General features: G+C 64.4%; 22 protein-coding genes. 5 read left to right on the top strand and 17 right to left on the bottom strand.

From position 1 onward, the window contains the following. Positions 1-2: 2 nt before the first annotated feature. The 6 genes from ACVOKO_RS07645 to ACVOKO_RS07620 form a co-directional block, all read right to left on the bottom strand. Entirely contained in the window at positions 3-347 is a 345-nt protein-coding gene (locus tag ACVOKO_RS07645) for a hypothetical protein (RefSeq protein WP_346498335.1), read from the bottom strand. Further along, positions 347-1,129 carry a thioesterase family protein gene (locus ACVOKO_RS07640; RefSeq protein ID WP_346498334.1) on the bottom strand — a complete coding sequence of 261 codons (783 nt, stop codon included), beginning with the start codon at positions 1,127-1,129 and terminating at the stop codon, positions 347-349. The genes ACVOKO_RS07645 and ACVOKO_RS07640 overlap by 1 nt, the downstream gene beginning before the upstream one ends. Positions 1,130-1,158: 29 nt before the next feature. Next, entirely contained in the window at positions 1,159-1,701 is a 543-nt protein-coding gene (locus ACVOKO_RS07635) for an adenine phosphoribosyltransferase (RefSeq protein ID WP_346498333.1), read from the bottom strand. Between the two features lie 15 nt (positions 1,702-1,716). Beyond that, complete coding sequence (locus ACVOKO_RS07630) at positions 1,717-3,279, bottom strand: protein adenylyltransferase SelO (RefSeq protein ID WP_346498332.1); 1,563 nt, start codon at positions 3,277-3,279, stop codon at positions 1,717-1,719. A 45-nt stretch (positions 3,280-3,324) separates the two neighbouring features. Next, positions 3,325-4,017 (bottom strand): glutathione S-transferase family protein, encoded by a 693-nt coding sequence (locus tag ACVOKO_RS07625; RefSeq protein WP_346498331.1) that lies wholly within the window; start codon positions 4,015-4,017, stop codon positions 3,325-3,327. 179 nt (positions 4,018-4,196) lie between these two features. Beyond that, positions 4,197-4,406: a cold-shock protein gene (locus tag ACVOKO_RS07620; RefSeq protein WP_054659637.1), complete on the bottom strand. Its 210-nt coding sequence runs from the start codon at positions 4,404-4,406 to the stop codon at positions 4,197-4,199. A 309-nt stretch (positions 4,407-4,715) separates the two neighbouring features. Here ACVOKO_RS07620 and ACVOKO_RS07615 point away from each other — a divergent pair, with 309 nt between their 5' ends. Further along, positions 4,716-5,189, top strand: coding sequence for a YaiI/YqxD family protein (locus ACVOKO_RS07615; RefSeq protein ID WP_346498330.1), 474 nt, complete (start codon positions 4,716-4,718; stop codon positions 5,187-5,189). 3 nt (positions 5,190-5,192) lie between these two features. Here ACVOKO_RS07615 and ACVOKO_RS07610 read toward each other — a convergent pair whose 3' ends face one another. Beyond that, entirely contained in the window at positions 5,193-6,062 is an 870-nt protein-coding gene (locus ACVOKO_RS07610) for a pseudouridine synthase (RefSeq protein WP_346498329.1), read from the bottom strand. Positions 6,063-6,125: 63 nt separating this feature from the next. Here ACVOKO_RS07610 and ACVOKO_RS07605 point away from each other — a divergent pair, with 63 nt between their 5' ends. The 3 genes from ACVOKO_RS07605 to ACVOKO_RS07595 all read left to right on the top strand — a co-directional run bounded on the left by ACVOKO_RS07605 (position 6,126) and on the right by ACVOKO_RS07595 (position 10,137). Then, on the top strand, positions 6,126-6,674 hold the full coding sequence (locus ACVOKO_RS07605; RefSeq protein WP_057629788.1) for a YaeQ family protein: 549 nt from the start codon (positions 6,126-6,128) through the stop codon (positions 6,672-6,674). A gap of 6 nt (positions 6,675-6,680) precedes the next feature. Further along, complete coding sequence (locus ACVOKO_RS07600; protein WP_346498328.1) at positions 6,681-7,871, top strand: BaiN/RdsA family NAD(P)/FAD-dependent oxidoreductase; 1,191 nt, start codon at positions 6,681-6,683, stop codon at positions 7,869-7,871. Between the two features lie 196 nt (positions 7,872-8,067). Then, positions 8,068-10,137: an EAL domain-containing response regulator gene (locus tag ACVOKO_RS07595; RefSeq protein WP_346498327.1), complete on the top strand. Its 2,070-nt coding sequence runs from the start codon at positions 8,068-8,070 to the stop codon at positions 10,135-10,137. A 245-nt stretch (positions 10,138-10,382) separates the two neighbouring features. Here ACVOKO_RS07595 and fabV read toward each other — a convergent pair whose 3' ends face one another. The 10 genes from fabV to ACVOKO_RS07545 all read right to left on the bottom strand — a co-directional run bounded on the left by fabV (position 10,383) and on the right by ACVOKO_RS07545 (position 21,917). Next, on the bottom strand, positions 10,383-11,642 hold the full coding sequence (fabV, locus tag ACVOKO_RS07590) for an enoyl-ACP reductase FabV (RefSeq protein ID WP_346498326.1): 1,260 nt from the start codon (positions 11,640-11,642) through the stop codon (positions 10,383-10,385). 189 nt (positions 11,643-11,831) lie between these two features. Continuing rightward, on the bottom strand, positions 11,832-12,800 hold the full coding sequence (gene secF, locus ACVOKO_RS07585; RefSeq protein ID WP_346498325.1) for a protein translocase subunit SecF: 969 nt from the start codon (positions 12,798-12,800) through the stop codon (positions 11,832-11,834). Between the two features lie 61 nt (positions 12,801-12,861). Continuing rightward, entirely contained in the window at positions 12,862-14,706 is a 1,845-nt protein-coding gene (gene secD / locus ACVOKO_RS07580; RefSeq protein WP_346498324.1) for a protein translocase subunit SecD, read from the bottom strand. A gap of 57 nt (positions 14,707-14,763) precedes the next feature. Then, complete coding sequence (yajC, locus tag ACVOKO_RS07575) at positions 14,764-15,093, bottom strand: preprotein translocase subunit YajC (protein ID WP_346498323.1); 330 nt, start codon at positions 15,091-15,093, stop codon at positions 14,764-14,766. 128 nt (positions 15,094-15,221) lie between these two features. Next, complete coding sequence (gene tgt, locus ACVOKO_RS07570; protein WP_346498322.1) at positions 15,222-16,361, bottom strand: tRNA guanosine(34) transglycosylase Tgt; 1,140 nt, start codon at positions 16,359-16,361, stop codon at positions 15,222-15,224. 74 nt (positions 16,362-16,435) lie between these two features. Continuing rightward, a complete protein-coding gene (locus ACVOKO_RS07565; RefSeq protein ID WP_346498321.1) occupies positions 16,436-17,437 on the bottom strand; it encodes an ABC transporter ATP-binding protein in 1,002 nt (333 codons plus the stop codon). After that, the gene (locus ACVOKO_RS07560; protein WP_346498320.1) at positions 17,427-19,079 is read right to left on the bottom strand and encodes an ABC transporter permease; all 1,653 of its coding nucleotides are present in this window, start codon (positions 19,077-19,079) and stop codon (positions 17,427-17,429) included. Before ACVOKO_RS07560 ends, ACVOKO_RS07565 begins: the two co-directional genes overlap by 11 nt. A gap of 72 nt (positions 19,080-19,151) precedes the next feature. Continuing rightward, the gene (locus ACVOKO_RS07555) at positions 19,152-20,234 is read right to left on the bottom strand and encodes a Fe(3+) ABC transporter substrate-binding protein (RefSeq protein WP_346498319.1); all 1,083 of its coding nucleotides are present in this window, start codon (positions 20,232-20,234) and stop codon (positions 19,152-19,154) included. Positions 20,235-20,327: 93 nt separating this feature from the next. Then, positions 20,328-21,371: a tRNA preQ1(34) S-adenosylmethionine ribosyltransferase-isomerase QueA gene (queA, locus tag ACVOKO_RS07550; protein ID WP_346498318.1), complete on the bottom strand. Its 1,044-nt coding sequence runs from the start codon at positions 21,369-21,371 to the stop codon at positions 20,328-20,330. 114 nt (positions 21,372-21,485) lie between these two features. Then, positions 21,486-21,917 (bottom strand): Lrp/AsnC family transcriptional regulator, encoded by a 432-nt coding sequence (locus ACVOKO_RS07545; RefSeq protein WP_057630013.1) that lies wholly within the window; start codon positions 21,915-21,917, stop codon positions 21,486-21,488. A 118-nt stretch (positions 21,918-22,035) separates the two neighbouring features. Between ACVOKO_RS07545 and ACVOKO_RS07540 the strand changes: the two genes are divergently transcribed. Continuing rightward, positions 22,036-23,532, top strand: a complete 1,497-nt coding sequence (locus ACVOKO_RS07540; RefSeq protein WP_346498317.1) for an aminotransferase class III-fold pyridoxal phosphate-dependent enzyme — start codon at positions 22,036-22,038, stop codon at positions 23,530-23,532. Positions 23,533-23,777: the final 245 nt, after the last annotated feature.

The following is a 23,777-nucleotide window of genomic DNA, read 5'->3' as shown; positions in this document are numbered from 1 at the left end:
CTTCACGCAGCGGCAGCGCGCTGCGTCACCCGGAAACCCGCAGCGACAACCGCCACGCTGGCCGCAACAAACAACGCCAGCGCAGTGATCTGGCCCATGCCGCGATGGATCAGCAGCAGGTACACGCCGATGCAGGCCGCCATGGCGAACAGCGGCCAAGCAACACGACGGGCAACGCCGCCGAACACGCGCCAGAGCAGCACCGCACTCAGTAGCCAGCCACAGGCAAATGCCACCGGGTCCAAGGCCGGCGAGAATTCATACACATTGCAGATGACGAACCACGCAGTCCAACCAATCATCGCCAGCAGCAACGCCAGTCCACCCAGCACCCGCAAGGCGCGCATCAGGCAAACACCGCCACGCTCTGCCGGCCACGCATCACCACCCGGCCCTGCTCATCCCAGACCTGCATATCCTGCGACGAGTAGCCGTCGCGCGCATGCTGGCTGAAGGAACGCAGCAGGAACCACTCGCCCTGCGGCGCAGGCTCAAGCAGTTCAACGTTCCAGGTGATCGAGCTGATCGGTGCAGGAGCGTTGAAGCTGGTGAATGCTGCCGGTGGCATCGCATCGCCCATCGCGATCAAGGCCACCGCCGGATCAACCTGAGTGGCATCGCGATGGCGGATCCAGGTCAGCAACTCCGGGAATCCCGCAGCAGACACCGGCATCGCACCACCGGCAGGACGCATCTGGAAGTTCCGGGTGAAGGCAGGCGCAAACGGCATCGCCGCCATATCGAAGTCGCGATATGCCGCAGGCCCCTTGGCCGGCAGCTCACCACCGAAATCATGTGCAATCGCGCTGTCGCGGGCGCGACCGAACACCAGCGACAAACGTGCCGCCAATGCATCGTCGGAGTACACATCCACCCCGACGTTCACCACCGACTTGCCCTCGCGCAACACCGCCGGCACGAAACGCAGCAGACCGGCTGCAGGCCCGATGAAGGTCACCTGCATCGATCGCAGCGGCGGTAGCGCTACTGCATGGCTTTGCATCGCGCTTGCCACGCCCAGCGCACTGAGCACACCGCCATAGGCAGTACGCCCTTGGCGCCAACTGTCAGGAAGCAGCAGCCCTTGTTCAACATCGAAGGAAGACAGCAGCTCACTCAACGTCGGCATTCGGAACTCCGCAGATTGGGGGGAGTGGATCAGTAAACCAGTGTAGCGGTCAGCGGCAGGCCATCCGGCCAACGCTCACGGCCACCCAGGCCATCAAGCTCGACCAGCACCGCGCCACCAAGGACGTGTGCCTCAAGCTGGGCGGCAAGTTGCAAGGCCGCAAGCAAGGTGCCGCCAGTCGCCAGCACATCATCCACCAGCAGCACGCGTGCGCCGGGCGCGGTTGCGCCCACGCTGACCTCGATGCGATCGCTGCCGTATTCCAGTGCGTATTCCTGCTTCAAGGTAGGCCCCGGCAACTTGCCCGGCTTGCGTACCGGTACGAAGCCCACGCCCAGTTCCAGTGCCAGCGCAGTGCCAAGGATGAAGCCGCGCGCCTCTACGCCCAGAACCGCCTGCAATCCAGCATCGCGCCAGGGCTCGGCCATGGCCTTGACCGCAGCGCGGAAGCAGGCGCCATCACCCAATAGCGGGGTGATGTCCTTGAACAGGATGCCGGGCTTGGGAAAGTCGGCGACGTCGCGGATCGGGCGCGACCATTCGGGTTGGGCGGAGGTGGTCATATCAGTCATTCGAAGAAGGGGTACTCAGGAGCTGCACGAGAGCATCGAGCAGCCGGCACGGTCGCGTGCCCATTCCGGGCGTTTGCCAGCAAATGCCTCGCGACCGGGCTGTTCGTCGTAAGGATGCCGCATCACCTCGAGCAATTCAGCAATCCCGGCCAGATCGCCTTGTTCGGCACGGTCGATGGCCTGCTGCGCCAGCCAGTTGCGCAGCACATAGCGGGGATTGGCGGCCTGCATGGCGGCATGACGCGCCTGTGGTGCCTGTGCGCTGGCTTGTACCCGCGCCGCATGCCGCAGCAACCAGTCGCTCAGTGCCGGCAGTACGCGTTCGCGGGCGGGCGCCGAGTAGAACGCCTCCTCCAGCACCGCAACGTCCGGGGCGCTGCTGTTGACCGCCGCCAAGGCACGGAATGCCAGCGTCATGTCCATCTCGCCGTCCTGCAGCAGTTGCTGGAACTGCGCCATCAGCTCGGCATCGCCCTCGCGGAACTCGCCCAGGCCGAGCTTGGCGACCAGATCCGCGCGTTCCTGTGCCGCATAGCGGTCGCGGAAGGCATCCAGACCCGCCTGCAACGGCGTCACCTCGGCAAACAAGGGCGACAAGGCCTGCGCCAGCCGCACCAGGTTCCAGTACGCCACCTGCATCTGCGTGCCAAAGCGGTAACGCCGGCCCTGCGCGTCGGTGGTGTTCGGTGTCCAGTCCGGATCGTAGTCCTCGACCCAGCCGTAGGGGCCGTAGTCCAGGGTCAAGCCGACGATGGACAGGTTGTCGGTGTTCATCACCCCGTGCACGAAGCCCACCCGCATCCAATGCGCCACCATCACCGCGGTACGCGTGCATACCTGAGCAAACCACTGCGCATACAACGCCTCCCCGCTGCCCTGCAGTTCGGGGAAATCACGGGCAATGCAGAACTCAACCAGTTGCCGCAGCAGGCCCACATCGCCACGCGCCGAGGGCAGTTCGAAGGTTCCAAAGCGAATGAACGATGGCGCCACCCGGCAGACCACCGCGCCAAGCTCGGCCTGCGGATGACCGTCGTAGAACATGTCGCGCACCACCGTATCGCCGGTGCCTACCAGGCTGAGCGCGCGAGTGGTCGGCACGCCCAGATGATGCATTGCCTCGGAGCACAGGAACTCGCGCAACGATGAGCGCAGCACCGCGCGGCCATCGGCACCTCGCGAATAAGGCGTTGGGCCCGCACCTTTGAGTTGAAGCTCCCAACGCTGGCCATTGGCCAGCAACTCGCCCAGCGAAATCGCGCGACCATCGCCAAGCTGCCCGGCCCAGTGGCCGAACTGATGGCCGCCATAGTTGGCCGCCCAAGGCTGCATGCCGGCGTACAGGGCGTTGCCGCCAAACACGTCGGCAAACTCCTGACTGGCGACGGTTGCTGGATCGAAGCCCAGCAGCGCGGCAACCTCGGGCGAATGCGCCAGCAGCTGTGGCGTGGCCACCGGCGTAGGCATCACCGCCGACCATGCGGCAGCCACCACCTCGCGGCGGCGCACCCCGGTTTCGGGGTCGCCGGGCAGCTCGCGGCGGAAGCGGTTGTCAAACTGCGGGGAGATGTCGTTCATCATCAGAAAGTGGGGCCGGACAGGCGCGGCCGCAAGCGCACGCAGCTAGCGCGTACCACCCACCAGATCCAACGCCCCACCGCGCTGTAGCGCGCGCTGAAACGCCGGCCGCAGGGCGATACGCGCCAGGAACGCCTGCAGCCGCGGATAGTCCGTCATCGAACCGGCACGCGCGGCGGCAGCCTGGATCGGAAAACTCATCTGGATATCGGCAGCAGTGAAGCGTTCGCCAGCGAACCACGCCTGTTGGCCCAAGGTCTGCTCCATCCAGCCCAGGTGCAGCCGCAGCTGCGGACTGATGAAGGTCTTCATCACCTTGTCGACAATGCTGTGCGCCACCGGCTTGGCGAAGAACGGCATCGGCGCCTTGCGCACCTTGGCGAACACCAGGCTCATCAGCAGCGGCGGCATCGCCGAGCCTTCGGCATAGTGCATCCAGTAGTGATACTGCAGGCACTCCGGCGCCTGCACCGGCAAGGGTTGCGGTGACAGGCTGCGCTGCAGGTCATAGCGGTCGGTCAGGTATTCGAGGATCGCGCCGGATTCGGCCAATACCAGCGTGTCGTCCTGCAGCACCGGCGACTTGCCCAGTGGATGCACCTTGCGCAGCTCTACCGGCGCCAACCAGGTCTTGGGATCGCGTTTGTAGCTGACCAGCTCGTAGGCCAGGCCCAGTTCTTCCAGCATCCACAGCACGCGCTGCGAACGCGATTGTTCCAGGTGGTGCACCGTGATCATCGTCGGCTCCAAGCAATCGAAACCGCATCCTACCCAACACCGGCAACACGCAGCGTCAGTCCCGCGCGAAGTCCAGATGAAGATCCGTCGCAGCCTGCGCCTCAAAACACGCACAAACAAAAACGCCGGAAGCTTTCGCTTCCGGCGTTTCAAGCAACCTTACGGTAGCAAGGGGTCGATTAGACCGCCTGCACCTGGTCAGCCTGCATACCCTTCTGGCCCTGCACGGCGACGAAAGTCACCTTCTGGCCTTCCTGCAGCGACTTGAAGCCGTTGCCCTGGATCGCGCGGAAATGCACGAACAGGTCCGGGCCGCTTTCCGGGGTGATGAAGCCGAAGCCCTTGGCATCGTTGAACCACTTGACAGTGCCGGTCTGACGATCAGACATGTACTAACTCCTGAAACATAAGTTGAAATAATCGCAGCCACCGGATATCGGGGCCGAGACTGAGTTGCAGGCGTTGGTAAAGCGGATCGATGAGCCGATCAAGAAGATCAACTGCATCAGGCCACGATTCACGGTGACCCTTGCAAGCACAGTGGGATGGACGATACGCGGCTTTGTTCCAAAAAGCGATATTTACCGTATTCAGAAATTCAATTTGATTCAGTTCGGCCATTAAGTGGCTGAAATCAGTCAATTTTCTGACGATAGCCGGGTTACGGCAAACTCGGCAAATCCAATAGACTGCGCGGCATGAGCCCCGAACACGCCGTTTCCGCCACCCGAATCTGGGTCGATGCCGATGCCTGCCCGGTGGTGATCAAGGAGATCCTGTTCCGTGCCGCCGAGCGGGCAAGGATCGAAACCGTCCTGGTCGCCAATCAATGGCTGCGCACCCCGCCCTCGCGCTTCATCCGCGCCATGCAGGTCGCCGGCGGGCCGGATGTTGCCGATGACGCCATCGCTGAGCGGGTCAACCCGGGCGATCTGGTGGTGACCCAGGACATCCCATTAGCAGCACGGGTGCTGGAAAAGAACGCCGTGGCGCTCAATCCACGCGGCGAGCTGTATACCGCCAACACCATTGCCGAACGGTTGTCGGTGCGCAACTTCATGGAAGAACTGCGTGGTGCCGGCGTTCAGACTGGCGGCCCGGCCACCTTGCATGCGCGCGATCGCCAGGCCTTTGCCGCCCAGCTGGACCGCTGGCTGGCGCAGCGACGCTGAGGCTCAGCCCAGCTCGCGTTCGCTGCGGAACGCACGCGACTCACCGCTGAGCGGGTCGATGAACGCCAAGCGGCGCGCCAGCAGCTGCAGGGGCTGACGATAGTCATCCGGCGCGCGTTCGATCACCTGCGGGTAATAGTCATCGCCAAGGATGGGCGCGCCCAACGCCGCCATATGCACGCGCAACTGGTGCTTGCGCCCACTCACCGGCTCCAGCGCGTAGCGCCAGGCCGCGTCGCCACGGGCGATCACATCGATGCGGCTCAGTGCATTGTCCTCACCAGCATGTTCGGCCATGCGGAAGAACGGCTCGCCGCGGCCAATGCAGCTGCTGCGCTGCAAGGGAAAGGCAAGTTCCGGCAAGGCCGGAGCCAGCGCCTCATAGCCTTTGTCGATGCGGCGCTCGGCAAACAGCCGCTGGTAGGCCCCGCGCGTGGCCGGGTTGCTGGAGAACAACACCAGCCCTGCGGTGCCGCGATCAATCCGATGCAACGGCGCGAGGTCGCGATTGCCGGTAACGGCCACCAGCCGCGCAAGCAGGGTCTGCTGCACGAACCGGCCGGCCGGGGTGACCGGCAGGAAATGCGGTTTGTCGGCCACCAGCAGGTGGTCGTCCTGGTAGAGGATGCGTTCGACGAAGGGCACCACGGGCTCGTCGGCAACCTCGCGGAAGTACTGGATCTCCTGCCCGGCCCGCCAAGGCTGCGCCGGCGCCAGCGGCTGGCCGTCACTGTCCAGCACCCTGCCGCGCGCAAACCGGTCCAGCCACTGCGCCCGGGCAACCGCCGGAAACCGCGCGCACAGGCCGTCCAGCAGGCTGGTCCACGGGCCTGGGGCGAGCTGCAGGCGGCTGGGCAGATCAGGGGCAGGCATGTCGAGTGGGGTCCGATGCAGGGCCAGGCATTATGATGGGCGGTCTTTGTACCCGGTATTCCCATGGCCCTCACCGCCACCATCCGCAAGGCCGAGCTGCAGATCAGCGACATGGACCGCGGTTACTACGCGACCCACAACCTGACCCTGGCCCAGCACCCCTCCGAAACCGACGAACGCCTGATGGTGCGCCTGCTCGCCTTCGCCCTCAACGCCGAGGACCGCCTGGAGTTCGGCAAGGGCCTGAGCAGCGAGGACGAGCCGGACCTGTGGCAGCTGGACTACACCGGCGATATCGAGCAGTGGATCGATCTGGGCCATCCGGATGAATCGCGCGTGCGCAAGGCCTGCAACCGCAGCCGTCGTGTGCAGATCGTCAATTACGGCGGCAATGCCTCCGATATCTGGTGGCAGAAGCAAGGCAAGCACCTGACCCGCTTCAACAACCTGTCGGTGGTCGACCTGCCCACCGCGTTTGTCGAACGCTGGGGTGAGCAGGTGCAGCGTGCGATGCGCTGGAGCGTGCTGATCCAGGATGGCGAGGTGCAGATCCTCAATGATCACATCCAGCTGGACGTGATCCCGGTCTGGCGCAAGCGCCCGGCGGAGTAAGCAGTCGTGGCAGACAATGTGACCCGCTGCGACGTACTGGTGATCGGCGCCGGCGCCGCTGGCCTGATGTGTGCGCTCACCGCCGGCCAGCGCGGCCGCATCGTGCAGGTGATCGACCACGCCAACAAGGTTGGCAAGAAGATCCTGATGTCCGGTGGCGGCCGCTGCAATTTCACCAATACCGGCACCACCGCAGCCAATTTCATTTCGGCGAACCCGCACTTCTGCAAATCGGCGCTGGCCCGCTACACGCCTTCCGATTTCATCGAGATGGTCGAGCGCCACGGCATCGCCTACCACGAGAAGGAACTGGGCCAGCTGTTCTGCGACATCTCCTCCAAGCAGATCGTAAGAATGCTGTTGGACGAGTGCAGTGCAGCCGGCGTGCAGATCCGCACCGATTGCGGCGTGCAGCAGATCGAGCGCGGTGCCGATGGTTTCCGTGTGCGCACCGCACAGGGGCTGTTCCACAGTGCTTCGCTGGTCATCGCCACCGGCGGGCTGTCGATTCCCAGCATGGGCGCCACTGGCTTCGGCTACGAGGTGGCGCGCAGCTTCGGCCATGAATTGCTGCCTACCCGTGCGGGGCTGGTACCGCTGACCCTGAGCGGCAAGCACCAGGAGCGTTTCGCCGAGCTCAGTGGCGTTGCCCTGCCGGTGGAAGCACGCTGCAACGGCCAGAGCTTCCGCAACTTCATGCTCATCACCCACCGCGGCATCAGCGGGCCGGCAATCCTGCAGATCTCCTCGTACTGGCAACCCGGCAACGACCTGCGCCTGGACCTGCTGCCCGATCACGACGCGGCGCAATGGCTGCGGCAGATGAAAAGCGAGCGCGGCGCCTCCGAGCTGCGCACGGTGTTGTCCGAGGTGATGCCGCGACGGCTGGCGTTGCGGCTGTGCGAGCAATGGCTGAAGGACAAGCCAATGCGCCAGCTCGACGAACCCGAACTCAAGGCCGCCGCCAGCCTGCTGTCCGATTTTCCGCTGGTGGCCAGCGGCACCGAGGGCTACCGCACCGCCGAAGTCACTCTGGGCGGCGTGGATACGCGCAAGGTGTCCTCGGCCACGATGGAGTCGCAGCTGGTGCCGGGCCTGCACTTCGTCGGCGAGGTGTTGGACGTGACCGGCTGGCTGGGCGGCTACAACTTCCAGTGGGCCTGGGCGTCCGGGCGCGCGGCCGGCATGGCCGCGTAAGCGGATTCATCCAGCCATGACGCGCGGCAACAGCCATCGCCCGCATACTGACCGGCAACCTGCAGGCGCATGCCTGACCCAACATTTGCAGCAGCCAAGGCAACGCACGCAAGGGAATGCGTCACAGGCAAACGACCTGCGCATAGACGCCACCGCCGTGCATCGTGTATTAAACCCCGTCCCCCGGGAGTCCTGAATGCAGAACGCCAAAGACATCACCTTGCGCTTGCTGATCGTTGACGACAGTGCCGAAAGCGCCGAGGCCATCGTCAGCACCTTGCGCAACAGCGGTATCGCGGTGCGCCCTTCCCGGCCGCAAAGCCCCGACGAGCTGAGCCAGGCCTTGAGCCAGCCCATCGATCTGGTGCTGGCAGCCAACTCTTACGCTATCCCGCAGCTGCTGCTGACCCAGCAGGTTGCCGCCAGTGGCAAGGACATTCCGATGATCCTGCTCAGCGACAGCATCGATGCGCAGATGCTGCTGGACTCGGCCGCCAATGGCATCCGTGCCATCGCCCTGCGCCAGCAACCAGACCACCTGCTGTCGGTGGTGCAGAACGAATGGACCGACCTGCAGGCACGCCGCGGCCTGCGCCGGATCGAGGCGCAGATGCGCGAGACCGAGCGCCGCTGCGATGCGCTGATCTCGTCCTCGCGCGACCCCATCGCCTACATCCACGAAGGCATGCACATCCGCGCCAACGAAGCCTATCTGGACATGTTCGGGTTTGAATCCTTCGACGACGTGGAAGGCATCTCGCTGCTGGACATGGTTGCACCGCAGCATGTCGAGAACTTCAAGCAGCTGCTCAAATCGCTGAGCAAGGGCGAGGCACCGCCGCCGCAGTACGCGGTGGACGCGCGCAACCAGGACGGCGACACCTTCCCGGCGACGATGGAATTCACCGCGGCGACGTATGAAGGCGAGAGCTGCTTCCAGATCGTGTTCCGCCGCCGCGAGGAGTTCGACCCGGAGCTGGCCCGCGAAGTGGAAGCCCTGCGCCAGCGCGACCAGGTCACCGGCCTGCTCAACCGCCCCACCTTCATGGTGCAGCTGGAGAACGCCGTGGCCCAGGTCGGCCGCGCCGAAGGCCAGTACGGTTTCCTGTTGGTCGAGCCGGATCATTACGCACGGCTGCTGCCCGATATCGGCCTGGATTCGGCCGATGCACTGATTGCCGCACTGGGTCGGAAACTGGCCGAAGCCATCGGCGATGATGCGCAGCTGGCCCGTTTCGGCGAGCACAACTTCGCCCTGCTGACCCACGGCGACTATGCACACACCGCCGCCATGGCCGAGCGCGTACGCGATGCGTTTGCCGCCTCGGTGTTCAGCATTGGCGAGCGCTCGGCCACCGTCACCGTCAGCATCGGCGGCGTGCAGGTCGGCGAAAAGATCGCCAGCGTCGGCCAGGTCCTGAACCGCGCCAATGACTGCGCACGTGCCGCGATCGAGCTGGGCGGCAACACGGTCAAGGTATTCGACCCTGGCGCTGCCGACCGCGTCGAGGAAGAGCGCATCCAGAGCTGGGTGCAGCGCCTGCGCGAAGCCGTGGCAGGCGATGGCTTCCAGCTGCGCTTCCGCCCGGTGCTGAACCTGATGGGCGAGCCGATCCAGCTGTACGACACCTCGCTGCAGATGGAAAACAACGGCGAGATGGTCGGCCCCGCCACCTTCCTGCCGATTGCCCAGGAGCACGAGCTGCTGGCGCCGATCAACCGCTGGGTGGTGGCCAATGCCATCCGCGCGCTGGGCGAGCGCCGCCGCGCCGGTCACCGTACCCACCTGATGGTGCGCGTCACCCCCGAATCGTTCTCCGACCCCGAGCTGCTGGCCGTCATCCGCAACGGCTTGCAGGCCGAAGGTGTGGAAGGCGCACAGTTGTGGCTGCAGATTCCCGAGGCCAAGGTATTCACCAACCTGCGCAACGCCCAGCAGTTCCTCAGCGACATCACCGCTATCGGCTGCAAGGTTGGCCTGGAACAGTTTGGCTCGGGCCTGGATTCCTTCCAGCTGCTGGCCCACTTCCAGCCCGGCTTCCTCAAGCTGGACAGCGCGTTCACCGCTGACCCGACCTTGGCCAAGGAGCAGTTGGAGAAGACCCAGGAAATCACCACCAAGGCACAGTCGGCAGGCATCCTGACCATCGCCGAGTTTGTGGCCGATGCATCGACGATGAGCTTGTTGTTCAGCGCCGGCGTTGACTATGTGGAAGGCGATTTTGTCGGCCCACCGACGGCTGAGATGGATTTTGAGTTTGGTTGATGGGTTGTTGCGTTCTGGCACATATGAAGCTGAAAGCTGCCCTCACCCCAACCCCTCTCCCGCAGGCGGGAGAGGGGCTTAGTGCACTACGAGCGCAAGCATTGCTAGCCCCTCTCCCGCACGCGGGAGAGGGGTTGGGGTGAGGGGAGCTTCTAGCTCAAAATCCCGGGACACTTCTGGCTAAAAAGCCCCCAAAAAAAGGCCGCGCAAAGCGCGGCCTTCTCACAACTACAAAAACAACAAACTCAAACCTCGACAATCCCCGGAATAGCCACATCCGGATTCACATCGGCGTCGTAATCCACGCCGTCGATGCCAAACCCGAACAGGCGCAGGAAATCAGCCTTGTAGCCAGCCAGGTCGCTGATCTCGTACAGGTTCTCATTGGTCACCTGCGGCCACAGCTCCAACACCTTGCTCTGCACTTCCGGCGCCATTTCCTTGTAGTCGGCACGCAGACGGCCTTCGCCGTCCACCAGCGCGATCTCACGGCCCTGCGCGTCCTGCAGCTGCTGGCGGATATGCTCTGCCGCATTGGCGCCGCTCTGCGGGCCGTTGTAGAGGATGTCGTACAAGGTATCGAGCTGCTCGATGCAGCCTTCGTGGGTACCCTGCTCTTTCATCACCTTGAACAGCAACGACAGATACAGCGGCATGGTCGGGATCGCCGAGCTGGCCTGGGTCACAACGGCCTTCAGCACCGACACGCGCGCATCGCCACCCAGGCTCTGCAGCTTGTCGCGGATGGCCAGCACCTTGGTGTCCAGGTCCTTCTTGGCCGCGCCGATCGAACCATTCCAGTAAATGGCCTGGGTGATCTCTTCGCCCACGTAGGTGAACGCGGTGGTGGTCGCACCCGGCGCCAGCACGCCGGCTTCCAGCAATGCGTCGATCCACATCTGCCAGTCCTCGCCACCCATCACCTGCACGGTGCCGGCGATTTCCTCGGCCGTTGCCGGCTGCAGGGTGGTTTCGGTCAGCACTTCCTTGTCGGTATCCAGGCCACGCAGGGTGATCGGCGCGCCAATCGGCTTGAGCGTGGAGCTGATGATCTCGCCGGTCTTGGGATGCTTGCGACGCGGCGCGGCCAGGCTGTAGACCACCTGATCGACCTGGCCCAGATCGGCCTTGATGATCTCGATGACCTTCTGCTTCACCTCATCGGAGAACGCATCACCGTTGACGCTGCGCGCATACAGGCCAGCCTGGTGCGCATACTTTTCGAATGCAGCGGTGTTGTACCAGCCAGCCGTACCCGGCTTGGTCTCCGTACCCGGGCGCTCGAAGAAGACGCCCAAGGTGGCAGCATCACTGCCAAAGGCAGCCTTGATGCGGGCAGCCAGGCCGTAACCGGTGGAGGCGCCCAGCACCAGAACCTTCTTCGGGCCGTTGGCCAGCTTGGGCTGGGCCTTGATGTAGTCGATCTGTTCCTTGACCGCCGCATCGCAACCAGTCGGATGGGTGGTGACGCAGATGAAGCCGCGCACACGCGGTTTGATGACCATGAAAACCTCGGTTGGCTAAACAGAAGACAGCAGCACAAACAGATTGCGCGCTGAACCGGGAGGATCGTAGTGCGCTGCCGCATCGAAAACAACCGACGCCACCGCATGGACCACCCTGCCCTCGCACCTATCACGGGCAAAAGAAAAGCCGCGCAGGGCGCGGCTTTTCAGCGAGGCAGTGCGGATCCGTCAGGGACGACGGGCCAGCTCTTCCTCGTCCTTGGCCTTGGGCAGCAGATCCTGCTTGGTGACCTTGAACGGGCCGATGCTCAGCAACGGCACCGCCACGATGATCGAGGAGATGACCACGATCACCGCACCCACCATGTGGGTTTCGGCCAGGCCTTCCATCGATTCACCGCCGAACAGGTACAACGCAAGCGCGGACAGGAAGAACAGCACCGCGGTGATAACCGTACGCGACAGCGTCTGGTTGATCGAACGGTTCAGCACTTCCAGCGGCTCCACGCGCAGGCTGCGGAAGTTTTCGCGCACACGGTCGAACACCACGATGATGTCGTTGATGGCAAAACCCATCACCGACAACATACCGGCCAACACGGTCAGGTCGAACTCACGGCCAACCAGCGACATGTAGGCGATGGTCAGGATCAGGTCGAAGAACGCGGTGACGCTGGCGACGATGGCGAACTTCCATTCGAAGCGGGCGGCGATGTAGATCAGGAAGCCGATCACCATGAACAGCGTGGCGTAGATGCCGTTCATCGCCAGGTCCTTGCCGACCTGCGGGCCAACGAACTCACCCGGCTGCACGGTGGCGACATTGTCCGCCGAGGTCACCGCGATGCGGACGTTCTCGGCAACCTTCTGTGCGGCATCGGCAGCATTGTTGTGCTCGCCATCTGGCGGCAGGCGGATCATCAGGTCATTGCCACCGCCGACGCTCTGCACCTGGGCATTGTCGAAGCCAGCCTTTTCCAGACGCTCGCGCACCGTGTCGGCGTTGACACTCTTTTCAAAGTGGGTGCGCACAACCGTACCGCCGGTGAACTCCAGCGCGTAGTTGAAGCCCTTGAAGCCGATGATGGCGAACGAGGCCAGCAGCAACACCACCATGATCGCGAGCACCGGCTTGCGGTGACTCATGAAGTCGATGTTGGTGTCGTTCGGAACGATGTGAAGTGGAAACAGTTTCATGCAAGGAGTTCCTTGGAAAACCCGCACCGGTGAGGTGCGGGTTTCTGCGAAGAGATTCGCGTCAGATGGCCACGGAGGTCAGCTTCTTGCGCTTGGCGTAGATCAGCGTCGCCAGAGCACGCGACACGGTGATCGCAGTGAACATCGAGGCGAAAATACCGATGATCATGGTCAGCGCGAAGCCCTTCAGCGGGCCGGTACCGAACGCGTACAGCGCCACACCGACGATCAGGCCAGTGAGGTTGGCATCGAGAATGGTGCCCGAGGCGCGCTCGTAACCTTCCGCGATGGCCTTCTTGGCCGGCATGCCCAATCGCAACTCTTCACGGATACGTTCGTTGATCAGCACGTTGGCATCGACCGACAGACCGACCGACAAGGCCAGACCGGCAAAGCCCGGCAAGGTCATGGTCGCGCCGAACATCGACATCACCGCCACCACGATCAGCAGGTTGAACAGCAGGGCCACCGAGGTGATCACGCCGAACATGCGGTAGTAGATGGCAAAGAACACCAGGGTGAACACGAACGAGAACACCACCGCCTTGACGCCACGGTCCACGTTCTCTTTACCCAGGCTCGGGCCGATCACGTATTCCTCGACGAAGTCCATCGGCGCGGCCAGCGAACCTGCGCGCAGCAGCTTGGCCAGGCCATCGGCCTCGGTCTTCTCCAGGCCGGTGGTCTGGAACTCCTTGCCGAACACACCATTGATGTTGGCCACCGAGATCACTTCTTCCTTGACCCGGAAGCTGCGCTGCTCGACACCGTTGACCATGGTCACCTGCGGAATCCGCTCGGTGTAGACCACTGCCATCGGCTTGCCGACATTGGCGCTGGTGAAATCAAACATGCGCTGGCCGCCAACGCTGTTCAGCGTCACGCTGACCGCCGGCAGACCGTTCTGGTCGGTGGAGGTGCTGGCCTTGACCATCTGGTCGCCGGTGACGATGGTGCGCTTGTTCAACAGCACCGGCATGCCGCGACGGTCGCGGTACAACTTGGCTTCCGGCGGAATGCGGCCGGTGCTGGCTGCATCTTCGGCATTGCCATCAACCACGGCGCGGTATTCCAGCGTGGCGGTGGCACCGATCATGCGCTTGGCTTCGGCGGTGTCCTGCACGCCCGGCAGCTCGACCACGATGCGGTCTTCGCCCTGGCGCTGGATGATCGGCTCGGCCACGCCCAGTTCGTTGACGCGGTTACGCAGGGTGGTCAGGTTCTGCTCGATGGCGCCGGAGGCGATCTGCTGCATTTCCGCCTGCGGCACGGTCGCGGTGATGCGCTCGCCATTCACCGAATAGGTGAAGGTCGGCTGTGCCTTGGCCAGCGCGGCACGCGCCTTGTCGGCGTCAGCGGCATTGGCCAGCGAAACCACGATGTCGCTCTCGCCACGGCGCTCGACCGAGCGGTAGGACACGCGGTTGTCGCGCAGCGTGGTGCGCACGTCTTCGGTGAAGGCTTCAAAACGCTTGTCCACCGCAGCCTTCTGGTCCACCTGCAGGGCAAAGTGCACGCCGCCGACCAGATCCAGGCCCAGCACCATCGGCTTGCCGCCGAGGTTGGCCAGCCAATCGGGAACGGTCGAGGCCAGGTTCAGGGCCACGGTGTAGTTTTCACCGGCCGTTTCACGCACCACCTCGTTGGCGCGCGACTGCGCATCCAGCGACGTCAGGCGAACGATCAGGTTGTTGTCGCCCTCCTGCTCCACCGACTTGGTGGCAACACCGGCCTCGCTCAGCGCCTTGCTGACACGCTCTTTCAGCGCATCATCAATCTGCCCGCCACGGTTGGCGGTGATCTGAACGGACGGATCCTTCTGGTAGATGTTGGGCAGCGCGTACAGCGCGCTGACCGCCAGAACGATCAGAATCAGGAAGTACTTCCAGCGCGGAAATTCAAGCATTGCAGGATCCTGCGTGACGCCTGTGCGGCGTCACGACGTGACGGAAAGGGATCAGTCTCAGGCAGCGGACTTCAGCGTGCCCTTGGGCAGGACGTTGCCGACCGAACCCTTCTGTACGCGGATGCGGACGTTGTCGGCAATTTCCACGGTGATGAAGTTGTCGCCGATGTCGGTGACCACGCCAGCGATGCCGCCGGAGGTCAGCACTTCGTCACCCTTGGAGATCTTCTCCAGCATTGCCTTGTGCTCTTTCTGACGCTTCATCTGCGGGCGGATCATCAGGAAGTACATCACTGCGATCAGCGCGATGGGCAGCAGGAAGGTGCCCATGCCCGGTGCGGCCGGAGCGGCCTGGGCGACGGGGAGCAGGATAGCCATGAGAGTCATTTTGTAGTCCTTGATGTTGGGCGGCACCCACCCGGGCCGGATGGCCTGCAGCAGTTACCGCGAAACGTGGGTCAGCCGTGAAGTATGCCACGCGCCCGGGAGCTAGTCCCGAGCCGTGTGAAGCGCCGCTACTCCCCCGACAACGCCGGAACGCTCAGGCCCCGGGCTGCATAGAAGGACTCGCGGAAGGCCTGGAAGGTTCCCGCCTCGATGGCCGCGCGCATGTCAGCCATCAGTTTTTCGTAATAGAACAGGTTGTGCAGGGTGCCCAGCATCGGCGCCAGCATCTCGTTGCAACGGTCCAGGTGGCGCAGGTAGGAGCGCGTGTAACCGCCGGTGCAGGCATGGCAGCCACAGCCGGGCTCGATCACGTCCATATCGCGTTCATAGCGGGCGTTGCGGATGCGAACGGTGCCAAACGAGGTGAAATAGTGGCCGTTGCGGGCATTGCGGGTAGGCATGACGCAATCGAACATGTCCACGCCACGGGCCACGCCTTCGACCAGGTCTTCCGGGCGGCCGACGCCCATCAGGTAGCGCGGGCGATCGGCCGGCAGGATGGGGTGCATGTGGTCGAGCATGGCGTTGCGCTCGTGCTCGGGCTCACCCACCGCCAGCCCGCCGATGGCATAGCCATCGAAGCCGATCTGCTGCAGGCCCTCGGCCGAGCGGCTGCGCAGTTCGGTGTGTACCCCGCCCTGCACGATGCCGAACAGCGCCGCATCATTGCCCATGGCGTCATGCGCGTTGCGGCTGCGCTGGGCCCAGCGCAGGCTCAGCTCCATCGATTTGCGCGCCACCGGCTCGGTGGCCGGGTACGGGGTGCATTCGTCGAAGATCATGACGATGTCCGAATCCAGCACCTTCTGGATCTTCATGCTCTCTTCCGGCCCCAGAAAAACCCGGGCACCGTCGGTCGGCGAGGCGAACGTGACGCCTTCTTCGGTGATCTTGCGGCGATGCGCCAGCGAAAACACCTGAAAACCACCCGAATCGGTCAGGATCGGACCGTTCCACTGGCAGAAACCATGCAGGCCGCCATGGTCGGCGATCACATCCAGCCCGGGCCGCAGGTACAGATGGAAGGTATTGCCGAGGATGATCTCGGCACCGAGCGCGCGCACCTGCTCGGGCAGCACGCCCTTGACCGAGCCATAGGTGCCCACCGGCATGAAGGCCGGGGTCTGCACGGTGCCGCGCGGGAAGGACAGCTGGCCACGGCGGGCGCGGCCATCGGTGTTCTGGAGCTTGAACTGCAATCTGGACATGGAAGCATTGAGGCGTCAGTTGCGCCAATTGTCGCGGATATGGACCGGCAGGGCGAACTTTCAGCCGAAACCGGTCAATCCGCGAAACGTACCGGCGCAGGATCGTGCCAGGCCAGGCCCACCTCGGCGCCGATCTCCGGCAGTGGACCGGGGCCGAAATCCAGCTCCAACCGCTCCCCTTGCGCCAGCCGCACCCAGCCACTGCTGCCGGGCCCCCGGAACACCACCGCCTCGACCCGCGCGCGCAAGGCCGCTGCCGGGTCCAGCTGCAGACTCTGCGGCCGCACCAGCACACGCCCGCCCTGCCCCGCGCCCAGTTGCGCGGCATCGATCACCGTGCCACGGCCGATGAAACCGGCCACGAAGGGGTCCAGCGGTGCGGCATACAGCGCCTGCGCCGTGTCCCACTGCAGCAGGCGGCCTTCGTGCATGACACCGACGCGGTCCGCCATCGCGAACGCTTCGGCCTGGTCATGGGTCACCATCAATACGGTGGTGCCGGCCGCCTTGAGCATGTCGCGCAACTCGCCGGCAAGGCGCTGGCGGGTGTCCACGTCCAGGTTCGAGAACGGCTCGTCCAGCAGCAGCAGGTCCGGCGCCGGGGCCAAGGCACGGGCCAGCGCCACGCGCTGCTGCTGACCGCCGGACAGCTCGTGCGGGTAGCGCTTATCCAGCCCCTGCAATGCAACGTGCTGCAACAAGGCCTGCACCCGCGCCTGGCGCTGTGCACGCGGCAACCCGCGCAGGCCAAAACCAATATTGGCGGCCACATCCATGTGCGGGAACAGTGCGTAGTCCTGGAACATCATGCCCACCCGGCGCTGCTCGGCCGGCAGCCCTTGCTGCGCCGTTGCCAGGCAGCGACCGACAAGTTCGATGCGACCGCGCTGCAGCGGTTCGAAGCCGGCGATGGCGCGCAGCACCGTGGTCTTGCCGCAGCCGGAAGCACCCAGCAGGCAACCGATCTGGCCGCGCTGCAATTGCAACGACAAGCCCTGCACCACCTGTTTGAAGCCGCCCGCAGTGGGATAACCGACCTGCAGACCGTCCAATACCAGTTGCGTCTCAACGTGCATTTTCCACTCCATACGCCGCGCCCGCGCGCGCCAGCAGAATCACCGGCAACAGGCCACTGACGACGATCAACAAAGCCGCCACCGCGCCTTCCTCGTAGGTGCCACGCGCGGCTTCGGCATACAACCAGGTCGCCAGGGTTTCAAAATTCATCGGCCGCAGCACCAGGGTGGCCGACAACTCCTTCATGGTGTCAACGAACACCAGCAACGCGGCAGCGGCCAGGGCCGGACGCAGCAATGGCAGATGCACCCGCCGCAGCATGCCTGCCGGCCGCTCGCCCAGATTGGCAGCAGCCTGATCGAGCGAGAGCGGAATGCGGGCCAGACCCGACTCGATACCGCCCACCGACACCGCCAGGAAACGCAGCGTATAGGCCAGCACCAGCATGCTCACCGAGCCCATCAGCAGCATCTGCGGCTGGCCGCCGAACACCACCAGCAGTCGGCTCGCGATGGCATCCAATCCGCCCAGCGGCAACAGCAGCCCGATGGCCAAGACCGTACCGGGGATGGCGTAACCAAGCGCAGCGATGCGACTACTGGCCGCCGCCACGCGCTGCCCTCGCCGCGCCTGCGCAAGGCGCAGCGTCCAGGCAACCAGCAGGCCGAGCACCATAGCGGCGAACGTTGCCAGCAATGCCACCCGCACGGTATTCCACAGCGCGACCAGCAACTGCGGCGAAATGCCAGCTACCTGCAGCCGCGCCACCGCTTCCCACAGCAGATAGGCCGCCGGCACCACAAAGCCCAGCAACACCGGCAAGGCCACCAGCAGCAGCGCCAACAACGCGCGGCCGCCGCGCAGCTGCTGCGGCTGCAACGGGCGCGGCCGCACCACGCTCGCATAGCGCTGCCGGCGCCGCCCATGCCGTTCCAAGGCCAGCAACAAGGCCACCACCAGCAGCATCGCCAAGGCGATCTGCGCCGCTCCAGCCAGATCACCACGGCTGACCCAGGTGGTGTAGATGGACACGGTAAGCGTCTGCACGCCGAGGAATTCGGAGGCGCCGATATCGTTGAGGGTTTCCAGCAAGGCCAAGGCCACACCTACCGCAATCGCCGGCCGCGCCAATGGCAAGGCCACCCGCCAGAACACCTGCAGGGGCGTGGCACCGAGGCTGCGCGCCGCTTCCAGCAAGCCGGCGGCCTGGGTCATGAACAGGGCGCGGGTGGTCAGGTACACATACGGATAGAGCACGAAACCCAGCAGCACGATGCAGCCGCCGAGATGGCGGATGTCCGGCAACCGGAACTGGCGCGGACTGTCGTAACCGAGCAGGTCACGGACAAGCCCCTGCACCGGGCCCAACGGGTGCAGGACATCCAGATAGGCGAAGGCAGCGATATAGGTCGGCACGGCCAGCGGCAGCAGCAAGGCCCAACTCAACAGCCTGCGCCCGGGGAATGTAAAGGCGGTCACCAGCCAGGCACTGCCGGTGCCCAGCACACAGACCAGCACGCCCACCCCCAGCAGCAACAGGCCGGTATTGAACAAGGCCGTCGGCAGCACATTGGCCCACAGGTGTGCCCACAGCCCGGCACTGCCATCGCTGGCGGCCCACGCCAACCCCAGTACCGGTGCCAGCATCAGTGCTGCCACCGCTACCGCGCCCAGCAGCCACGGATTCCATCGCCACGTCATCAAGCACTATCCATCACAAAGCAACAGGCCGGCCCCGTTGTGGCGGCGCCGGCCTGTCGGGAACCCGCAGGGTCAGTTATCGAAGCCGACCTTGTCCACCAGCTCGCTGGCCAGCTTGCGGTTGGCTACCACCTCGGCCAGCGGCAACGGGTCCACCTTCATCGGGCCGAAGCTTGCCACCACAGGATCCAGCGCCACGCCCGGCTTCACCGGATATTCGTAGTTGGCACGGGCGTACAGGCTCTGCGAGCTGTCGCTGACCAGATACTCCAGCAGCTTGACCGCGTTGTCGTGATTGGGGGCATGGCGGGCGACGGCGGCGCCGGAGATGTTGACGTGCGTGCCGGTATCGGCAGCGCTGGCAAACACCGGCCGCACTACCTGGATGGCATCGCCCCAGCTGCGCTGTTCGGAGCCTTCCTCGGCATTCTTCATGCGGCCGACGTAATACGCATTGGCAACGCCGATATCGCAGATACCGGCAAGAATGTCGCGGGCCACGTCGCGGTCACCGCCCGCAGCCTTGCGCGCCAGGTTGGCCTTGACGCCACGCAACCATGCTTCGGTCTTTTCCGCGCCATCGTGCGCGATCATCGCCGCGAACAGGCTGGTGTTGTACGGGTGCTGGCCGGAACGGATGCAGACCCGTCCCTTCCACTTGGGGTCGGCCAGGTTCTCATAAGTGAAGCCGCTCAGGTCCAGATCCTTGTCGGCGTAGACCACCCGGTCACGCAGCGACAATGCAAACCACTGCCCATCCGGCGAGCGCAGATGCGTCGGGATTGCAGCCTCCAGCACCGCTGACTTGATCGCCTGGGTGTGGCCGGCTTCGACCACGTCGAGCAGCCGGCCGGTGTCCACCGTCATCAGCACGTCGGCGGGTGAACGTTCGCCTTCGGCAGCGAGGCGCTCGGTCAAACCGTCTTTCAGCAATACCGTGTTGACCTTGATGCCGGTATCGGCGGTGAAGGCATCCAGCAGCGGCTGGACCAGGGCGGGTTCGCGCGTGGTGTAGAGGTTGACCTCACCAGCGGCGGTAGCTTTCTGCGGCGCGGCGGCAGAGGCAGGGTTGTCACCGGTCTTGGCGCAGGCGCCAAGCAGGACGAGGGAACACAGGGCAGCCAGATGGCCGGCGGCACGCTTCGGATGACGCATGGATTACTCCGGAAGTGGTCGTCGGAACCGACCACCATGGCCGGAAACGGATCAAATGAGAATCTATCTCATTTGATCCCTCCCTGCACTGCGTCAATCCGCCGCACCCTCGCCCGCCGGGAACAGCAGCATCGCATCGCCATAACTGAAGAAGCGGTACCTGTGCACGATTGCATGCGCATAGGCTTCGAACACCCGCGCCTTGCCGGCAAACGCACTGATCATCATCAGCAAGGTGCTCTCCGGCAGATGGAAGTTGGTGACCATCGCATCGACGCTGCGGATGCGGTAACCCGGCGTGATGAAGATCTGGGTTTCGCCGGCATAAGGATGCAGCTCGCCCTCGCGCATGGCGCTCTCCAGCGCCCTCACCACGGTGGTACCGACGCCGATCACGCGGCCACCGGCAGCACGGGTACGGCGCACCTGCTCGACCAATTCGGCGCCAACATTGAGCCATTCGCGGTGCATCACATGCTGGGACAGGTCATCCACCCGCACCGGCTGGAACGTGCCGGCACCCACGTGCAGGGTGATATGGCCGAACTGCACGCCGCCCTCGCGCAGGCGCGCCAGCAGCGGTTCGTCGAAATGCAGACCGGCAGTGGGCGCGGCCACCGCACCTACCTGCCTGGCGAACACGGTCTGGTAACGCTCGCGATCATCGGCGCCGGGTTCGCGGTGGATATAGGGCGGCAGCGGTAGCCGGCCTTCATGCACCAGCCAGGACTCCAGCGCCTCGGGGATGTCGAAACGCAGCACGTAGAACTCGCCATCGCGGCCCAGCACTTCGGCTTCGCCGCCGGCATCCAGCTGGATGAGGCTGCCGGGCTTGGGCGATTTGCTGGCGCCAATCTGCGCACGCGCCTGCTGGCCGCCCAACAGGCGCTCGATCAGGATTTCGACGCGGCCGCCACTGGCCTTCTGCCCGAACAGGCGCGCCGGGATGACACGGGTGTCGTTGAACACCAGCAGGTCACCGGGCTGCAGCAGATCCGGCAGATCACTGATATGGCGGTCGTCGAAAGCGCCTGGTGCTGGCGGCACCAGCAACAGACGGCTGGCCGAACGCTCGGCCAATGGTGCCTGGGCGATCAATTCCTCAGGCAGGTCATAGGTGAAATCGGACTTCTTCAAGGCCGGAACTTCGTACGGGGAGCCGGCTATTGTAGCTCCCGGCGGCCAGCAGCCCGGTATTTGGACGGTGGTGTGTTCATTGCCACCAACAACCGCCGCCCATGCCGCGTCCGTTCAGCGCTCAAACTTGGTCGAAAGAATGATCGCGCTGTTGGTCCGCTCCACCCCGTCAATCGCACCGATGGCGTCAGTCACCACATCCATCTCACTGACTCCGCCCACCACCACCATCGCGATCAGATCGTGGTTGCCGCTGACCGAATGCAGCGAACGCACCTCGGCGATGTCCCGCAGCGCCTTGACCACGGCCGGCATCTTCTTCGGCAGCACCGTGATCAATACGTGTGAGCGCACCTGGCCTTGTTCGTAGTCCTCATGGGTACGCACCGTGTAACCGGCAATCACCCCCAGCTGTTCCAGCCTGTCGATGCGGCTCTGTACCGTTGTGCGCGACAGCCCCAGCCGGCGGGCGATCTGCGCGGTGGAGGCGCGGGCGTCCTCGCGCAATACGGATAACAGGCGCTCGTCGGCGGGGGAAATATTCACATTGCTCACCAACTTCGTCGATTCGACGAAATTACCCGAAAATATGTCGAGATCATAGCTGCCATATGACCAGAATCTCCACATAATGGGTATATACAAGAAACTTCTGGAGATGAGCATGACCGTACTCGGCCCCCTCGCCCCGCTTCGCGCGCACGCCGGCAGCCGCCTGACCACAGGCCTGGACGACGCCAGCGTTGAACGCCTGGCCGCTGCTCATCCCGACCTGGCAGCCGCCATCCAGGCCGCTGCCAGCGAATACACCCGGATCAAGGCCGAAGCCGCCGATCTGCTGGATCTGGACGAGAAAGACCAGATCGACGCCATGCAGGCCGGCTTCGTCAATTTCTATGCCGACGACGCCATCGTCCCCTACATCGCCCTGGCCGCCAGCGGCCCGTGGGTGATCTCGCTCAAGGGCGCGGTGCTGTACGACGCCGGCGGCTACGGCATGCTCGGCTTCGGCCACACCCCGGCCGATGTGATGGCCGCAGCGGCCAAGCCGCAGGTGATGGCCAACATCATGACGCCCAGCCTTGCCCAGCGCCGCTTCGTGCAGGCCATGCGCAAGGAAATCGGGCACAGCCGTGGCGGCTGCCCGTTCTCGCACTTCATGTGTTTGAACTCCGGTTCCGAGGCCGTCGGCCTGGCTGCACGTATTGCCGATATCAATGCCAAGCTGCAGACCGACCCGGGTGCTCCACATGCCGGCGCAACCATCAAGCGCGTGGTGATCAAGGGCAGCTTCCATGGCCGCACCGATCGGCCGGCGCTGTACTCCGATTCCAGCCGCAAGGCCTATGACCAGCACCTGGCCAGCTACCGCGGCGAAAACAGCGTCATCACCGTTGCACCGTACGACGAAGCGGCGATGCGCAAGGTGTTCGCCGATGCCAAGAGCAACAACTGGTTCATCGAGGCGGTATTCCTGGAGCCGGTCATGGGCGAAGGCGACCCGGGCCGCGCGGTGCCGGCCAGCTTCTACAAGCTGGTCCGCGAGCTGACCCGCGAGCACGGCAGTCTGTTGCTGATCGACTCCATCCAGGCCGCACTGCGCGCGCACGGCACGTTGTCCTTCGTCGACTACCCGGGCTACAAAACGCTGGACCCGCCGGACATGGAGACCTATTCCAAGGCCTTGAACGGCGCGCAGTTCCCGCTGTCGGTATTGGCCGTGACCGAACACGCCGCCAAGCTCTACCGCAAGGGCGTGTACGGCAACACCATGACCACCAACCCGCGTGCGCTGGACGTGGCCTGCGCCACCCTCGCCCGGTTGTCGCCGGAAGTGCGCCAGAACATCCGCCTGCGCGGCGAGCAGGCCGTGCAGAAACTGGAAGCACTCAAGGACAAGCTCGGCGGCCTGATCACCAAGGTGCAAGGCACCGGCCTGCTGTTCTCCTGCGAACTGGCACCGCAGTTCAAGTGCTACGGCGCCGGCTCCACCGAAGAGTGGCTGCGCATGCACGGCGTCAATGTCATCCACGGCGGCGAGAACTCGCTGCGCTTCACCCCGCATTTCGGCATGGATGAAGAAGAGCTGGACGTGCTGGTCGACATGGTCGGCCGCGCACTACGCGAAGGCCCGCGCCGCGAACAGGCCAACGCTGCCTGATCTGCGCACGAGCAAAAGCAAAGCAAGAGTAAAAGCAAAAAGGCGGCCACGGCCGCCTTTTTGTTTCTCAAGCAACACAGCGCCGGCGCGCCTTCGCTCAGCGGCGCGGAACAATGATGGTGTTGCCAATCGGCGCCGGTTTGGCGAATAGCGCCTCTTAACTACCGGCAAGCGCCAGAACTCTCAAAGCATCAACCACAAGCAAGCGCGCACGCCTAGCGCGCCTGCGGCTGCCTGCCCCATGG

The sequence above is a fragment of the Stenotrophomonas sp. STEN240 genome (assembly GCF_056756175.1).
The sequence above is the reverse complement of the archived record's forward strand: the minus strand, read 5'-3'. Positions and strand labels throughout refer to the sequence as shown.